This window comes from Pantoea sp. R102, assembly GCF_004916815.1.
Classification (GTDB): domain Bacteria; phylum Pseudomonadota; class Gammaproteobacteria; order Enterobacterales; family Enterobacteriaceae; genus Pantoea; species Pantoea dispersa.
Genome location: NZ_SDFT01000073.1, coordinates 1 through 5,598 on the forward strand (window position 1 = coordinate 1; position 5,598 = coordinate 5,598).

Annotated in this window: 6 protein-coding genes; 4 read left to right on the top strand and 2 right to left on the bottom strand. The window is 57.8% G+C overall.

Translation table 11 applies throughout. From position 1 onward, the window contains the following. The 4 genes from ERD80_RS09345 to ERD80_RS09360 form a co-directional block, all read left to right on the top strand. On the top strand, positions 1-282 hold a 282-nt coding region (locus ERD80_RS09345; protein ID WP_211145578.1), incomplete at its 5' end, for an endonuclease V. A 62-nt stretch (positions 283-344) separates the two neighbouring features. Continuing rightward, on the top strand, positions 345-935 hold the full coding sequence (locus tag ERD80_RS09350) for a YjaG family protein (protein WP_031279834.1): 591 nt from the start codon (positions 345-347) through the stop codon (positions 933-935). Positions 936-1,123: 188 nt separating this feature from the next. Then, the gene (gene hupA / locus ERD80_RS09355; RefSeq protein ID WP_006121511.1) at positions 1,124-1,396 is read left to right on the top strand and encodes a nucleoid-associated protein HU-alpha; all 273 of its coding nucleotides are present in this window, start codon (positions 1,124-1,126) and stop codon (positions 1,394-1,396) included. Positions 1,397-1,464: 68 nt separating this feature from the next. Then, a complete protein-coding gene (locus tag ERD80_RS09360) occupies positions 1,465-2,130 on the top strand; it encodes a DUF1481 domain-containing protein (RefSeq protein ID WP_021508194.1) in 666 nt (221 codons plus the stop codon). 28 nt (positions 2,131-2,158) lie between these two features. Here ERD80_RS09360 and purD read toward each other — a convergent pair whose 3' ends face one another. Continuing rightward, positions 2,159-3,439, bottom strand: coding sequence for a phosphoribosylamine--glycine ligase (gene purD, locus ERD80_RS09365; RefSeq protein ID WP_021508193.1), 1,281 nt, complete (start codon positions 3,437-3,439; stop codon positions 2,159-2,161). Positions 3,440-3,457: 18 nt separating this feature from the next. Continuing rightward, on the bottom strand, positions 3,458-5,047 hold the full coding sequence (gene purH, locus ERD80_RS09370) for a bifunctional phosphoribosylaminoimidazolecarboxamide formyltransferase/IMP cyclohydrolase (protein WP_021508192.1): 1,590 nt from the start codon (positions 5,045-5,047) through the stop codon (positions 3,458-3,460). Positions 5,048-5,598 lie beyond the last annotated feature (551 nt).

Sequence of the window (5,598 nt, forward strand, 5' to 3'; positions counted from 1 at the left end):
GTAGCGAAAAAGCGCCTGTGCGGCCGTTTCGCTGAGCTGGATGCGGCACCGGGCAGTCGTCAGCCGCTGATGGATAAAGGCGAGCAGATTGCCTGGGTGTGGCGCAGCAAGACGCGCTGCAATCCGCTGTTTGTCTCAACCGGCCACCGCGTCAGCCTCGATAGCGCACTGCACTGGGTTGAAGCCTGCATGGCTGGCTACCGCTTGCCGGAGCCAACGCGCTGGGCCGATGCCGTGGCGTCTGGCCGTCCCGCTTTTGTGAAGTGGCAAAATGCGCGCTAACGCTGTTTGTACGCGGCTTTTGCGGTACACTGCCGCCAGCTAATCTACCGAGAGTAAGTTTGATGTTACAGAACCCCGTCCATTTGCGTCTGGCGAAGCTGGAAAGCTGGCAGCACATGACCTTTATGGCCTGTCTGTGCGAGCGGATGTTCCCCAATTACTGGGCCTTCTGTCAGCAGACCGAGTTTGCCGATCCGCAGCTCTATCGCCGCATTCTCGACCTGGTGTGGGAAAGCCTGACGGTGAAGGATGCCAAAATCAATTTCGACAGCCAGCTGGAGAAACTGGAAGCGGCGATCCCAAACGGTGACGACTTTGACGTTTACGGCGTGCACCCGGCGATTGATGCCTGCGTGGCGCTGAGTGAACTCCTGCACGCGCAGCTGAGCGGTGAAACGCTGGAGCACGCCATCGAAGTCAGCCGCACGTCGATCACCACCGTGGCCATCCTCGAAATGACCCAGGCCGGTCGCGAAATGAGCGACGAAGAGCTGCGTGACAACCAGGCGGTAATTGACGAATGGGACCTGCAGTGGGAGATTTTTCGCCTGCTGGCAGAGTGCGAAGAACGGGACCTGGAGCTAATCAAAGGGCTACGTGCAGACCTGCGTGAAGCCGGAATCAGTAACATCGGTATAATTTTTCAGCAATAAGGCGAGAAAACGTGACTTCAGGCCCGAATTACCGCGCCTGGAGGCTTCACATCAGCCCCCTGTCTGGTCTACATTTGGGGGGCTGAAAATTGTGGCTATCGGTGCGTGCAGGCTGAAGAGTGCCAGAATATGGCTTTTCCCTCGCACTCGTTGCTTAGCAAGCGATAAATACACTTTAAGGATAACTTATGAACAAGACTCAACTGATTGATGTGATCGCAGAGAAAGCGGACCTGTCTAAAACCCAGGCTAAAGCTGCGCTGGAATCTACCCTGGCTGCGATCACTGAGTCTCTGAAAGAAGGTGATGCTGTACAACTGGTTGGTTTTGGTACTTTTAAAGTGAACCACCGCGCTGAGCGTACCGGTCGCAACCCGCAGACTGGCAAAGAGATCAAAATCGCTGCAGCTAACGTGCCAGCGTTCGTCTCTGGTAAAGCACTGAAAGACGCTGTTAAGTAAGTTTTCCGCATCGCGGTTTAGCTTTAAAAGAGGGGCGATTTCGCCCCTTTTTGTTACCGGGGCCTGCTATGCTGAACATCTCTCCTCAGCGCCTCTGCGCCATCCTCCTCGGGGTATTACTCACCGGCTGCAGTGCCACTCCCGATCTTCCGGCTTTCACCGCCAGCGGCTATCTGTCTGACCGTGGCACGGTGCGAATCTGGCGTAAAAACGGCGACCACGAAGCCGTCCATCTGCGTACTGTCTACACCCCTTTCAATGGCGATAGCCGGGAAACCACCGACTATATCTGGCAGGCGGATAAACTGCTGAGCGTGGAACGGCACGTCACTGGCCAGCAGCCGGACGACGTAACCCTGCGTTTCGACCATCAGGGCAACCTCAATTTTATGCAGCGACAGCTGGCTGGCCGGCGTGAAGCCGTCAGCGCCGACAGCGTCGAGCTGTACCGGTTTGACGCGCAGCGCATGCTGGCGCAGAGCAATGCACTGCTGAGTGGCCGGGTACTGTTGCGGCAGGGGCACTGGCAGGGCGGTACGCAGGTTCGTGACTGTGAGGGGCAGCAGGTGAATGTGGCGTTCGATCGCGATACGCTGGCGACGCTGTATCGACAGCAGCAGGGGCAGCAACAGCCGATTACCCTGTCGTGGCTGGAAGCGCCAGAGGGGATTCAGCTGCTGCGTGCCACGCCGGAAGATGAGTGCCGCTGGCAGCCGAAAGAGGCTGATTTTTAGCGGCGACCGGCTGGCCGCCGCCGGGGACTTACTTGCGGTTAATCGCGCGGTAACCGATATCATTACGGCAGAAGCTGCCGTTCCATGAGATGTGCTGCGCCAGCGCGTAGGCATTCTTCTGCGCTGCCGCCACATCTTCACCCAGCGCAGTCACGCACAGTACGCGACCGCCGCTGGTCACCACCAGATCATCTTTCAGGGTGGTGCCGGCATGGAATACCTTCCCGTCCGGTACGTCTTCCAGCGGCAGACCGTGGATCTGATCGCCCGTGTTATAGTCGCCCGGATAACCGCCAGCGGCCAGCACCACGCCGAGCGACGGGCGCGGATCCCACTGTGACTGCTGCTGATCGAGCTTGCCGTCGACAGCGGCGAGGCACAGCGCGACCAGATCCGACTGCAGGCGCAGCATGATCGGCTGCGTTTCCGGATCGCCGAAGCGGCAGTTGAATTCGATCACCTTTGGCTGACCGGCTTTGTCGATCATCAGACCGGCATACAGGAAACCGGTGTAGGTGTTACCTTCCGCTTTCATGCCGTTGACGGTTGGCCAGATGATCTGATCCATCACGCGCTGGTGGATCTCATCGGTCACTACCGGTGCCGGTGAGTAAGCGCCCATGCCACCGGTGTTCGGGCCGGTGTCGCCGTCGCCAACACGTTTGTGATCCTGGCTGGTGGCCATTGGCAGGACATTATCGCCGTCCACCATCACGATGAAGCTGGCTTCTTCACCATCAAGAAACTCTTCGATGACGATGCGGTGACCCGCGTCGCCAAACGCATTGCCGGCCAGCATGTCCTGCACTGCCGCTTCCGCTTCTGCCAGCGTCATGGCGACAATGACGCCTTTACCCGCGGCCAGACCGTCCGCTTTGATGACGATCGGCGCGCCTTTCTCACGCAGGTAAGCCAGCGCGGGTTCCACCTCGGTGAAGTTCTGGTATTCCGCCGTCGGGATCTGCTGGCGGGCAAGGAAATCTTTGGTGAAGGCTTTTGAGCCCTCCAGCTGCGCGGCAGCCTGCGTCGGGCCAAAGATTTTCAGGCCGGCAGCGCGAAACGCATCGACTACGCCAATCACCAGCGGCGCTTCCGGTCCGACGATGGTCAGGTCGATGTTTTCCTGCTGCGCAAACGCCAGCAGTGCCGGAATATCGGTGGCGCTGATGGCCACGTTCTGCAGGGCTGGCTCCAGCGCGGTACCGGCGTTGCCTGGCGCAACAAATACGGTTTCTGCCAGCGGCGACTGTGCTGCTTTCCACGCCAGCGCGTGTTCACGTCCACCATTACCAATCACTAAAATTTTCATCGTTACGGCTCCAGGCTATTAATGGCGGAAATGACGCATGTCAGTGAAGATCATCGCGATGCCGTGCTCGTCGGCGGCAGCAATCACTTCATCATCGCGGATGGAACCGCCCGGCTGGATCACACAGGTGATGCCCACTGCCGCCGCAGCATCAATGCCATCGCGGAACGGGAAGAAGGCGTCGGAAGCCATGGCGGAACCCTTCACCTCCAGTCCTTCGTCAGCGGCTTTGATGCCGGCAATTTTGGCAGAGTAAACGCGGCTCATCTGGCCCGCGCCAATACCGATCGTCATGTTGTCGCGTGCATACACAATGGCGTTGGATTTAACGAACTTCGCCACTTTCCAGCAGAACAGCGCGTCACGCAGCTCCTGTTCGGTTGGCTGACGTTGGCTGACAACGCGCAGCTGGCTGGCATCGACCATACCAAGATCGCGATCCTGAACCAGCAGGCCACCGTTGACGCGTTTGAAGTCGAGACCGGCCACACGGCTCTGCCACTGACCGCACACCAGAACGCGGACGTTCTGTTTGGCTGCGGTCACGCGCAGTGCCGCTTCACTGGCCGATGGCGCAATAATGACTTCCACGAACTGACGGCTGATGATCGCCTGCGCGGTCGCTTCATCCAGCTCACGGTTAAAGGCGATGATGCCGCCGAACGCCGAGGTCGGATCGGTTTTATAAGCGCGCTCGTAGGCGGCAAGAATTGAATCGCCTGCGGCGACGCCGCATGGGTTAGCGTGCTTGACGATAACGCAGGCTGGCTCGCTGAACTCCTTGACGCACTCCAGTGCCGCATCGGTATCGGCAATATTGTTGTAGGACAGCGCTTTGCCCTGCAGCTGCTGTGCGGTGGCGACCGACGCTTCGCTGACTTGCTCTTCAATATAGAAAGCAGCGTCCTGATGGCTGTTCTCGCCGTAACGCATATCCTGCTTTTTAATAAAGTTGAGGTTCAGGGTGCGCGGGAAGCGGCCGGCCGGCGCGGTGCTCTCGCCGTGATAGGCCGGTACCAGGCTGCCAAAGTAGTTGGCAATCATGCTGTCGTAAGCGGCGGTGTGTTCAAAGGCTTTGATGGCCAGATCGAAACGGGTTTCCAGCGTCAGGGAGTTTTCGTTGGCATCGAGCTCCGCGATGATCGCGTCGTAGTCACTGCTCTTTACCACGATCGCCACGTCTTTGTGGTTCTTGGCTGCCGAGCGCACCATGGTGGGGCCGCCGATATCAATGTTCTCAACGGCATCTTCCAGGCTGCAGTCGGCTTTCGCCACGGTCTGGGCAAAGGGATAGAGGTTCACCACCACCATGTCGATAGGATTGATGGCGTGCTCAGCCATGATGGCATCATCGGTGCCGCGACGGCCCAGAATGCCACCGTGCACTTTGGGGTGCAGCGTTTTGACGCGTCCATCCATCATTTCCGGGAAACCGGTGTAGTCAGAAACTTCCGTGACGGGCAGGCCGGCATCTGCCAGCAGGCGCGCGGTACCACCTGTGGAGAGCAGCTCAACACCACGATGGGAGAGGGCCTGAGCAAATTCGAGGATACCGGCTTTGTCAGAGACACTGAGCAGAGCGCGGCGTACAGGACGACGTTGTTGCATGGTGGTTTTATCCCTTGGCTTTGTTTCGCGTAAATAAGAGCGTTACATCAGGCTTAACTTTCTCTCTCTATATATAGAAGAGAACATTTACCTCAGGTAACGCCCCAAAAGGGGCATCCTTGACGTCGCGGGGCATTGTAGCGAAAACGTTTGCGCGATGCTCGCCTAAATTTATTACCGGCTGCAGATGTGGATAACTTTGTGTGTAACCGGGTATAAGGCGGGGTTTTGCTGTGGAATGCAGCGAACGATTGTTTTTATTGAATTTAGCGGTTGCGCGTGCCGAACAACTCCCTATAATGCGCCTCCATCGACACGGCACAACGACTTACGGAATGCGGTGTAGACAGGAAGCTTCGTTAAGAACTTCCGCCGGGGAAAAACGCTGAAAAAAGTGTTTGACTCTGAAGGAGGAAAGCGTAATATACGCCACCTCGCGACAGCAGGCCGAACGCCGCGTCGCACCGCTCTTTAACAATTTATCAGACAATCTGTGTGGGCACTCGCAGGATTGATATCAGCGTCTCCGGACGTAAAAAATATCAAGTCTT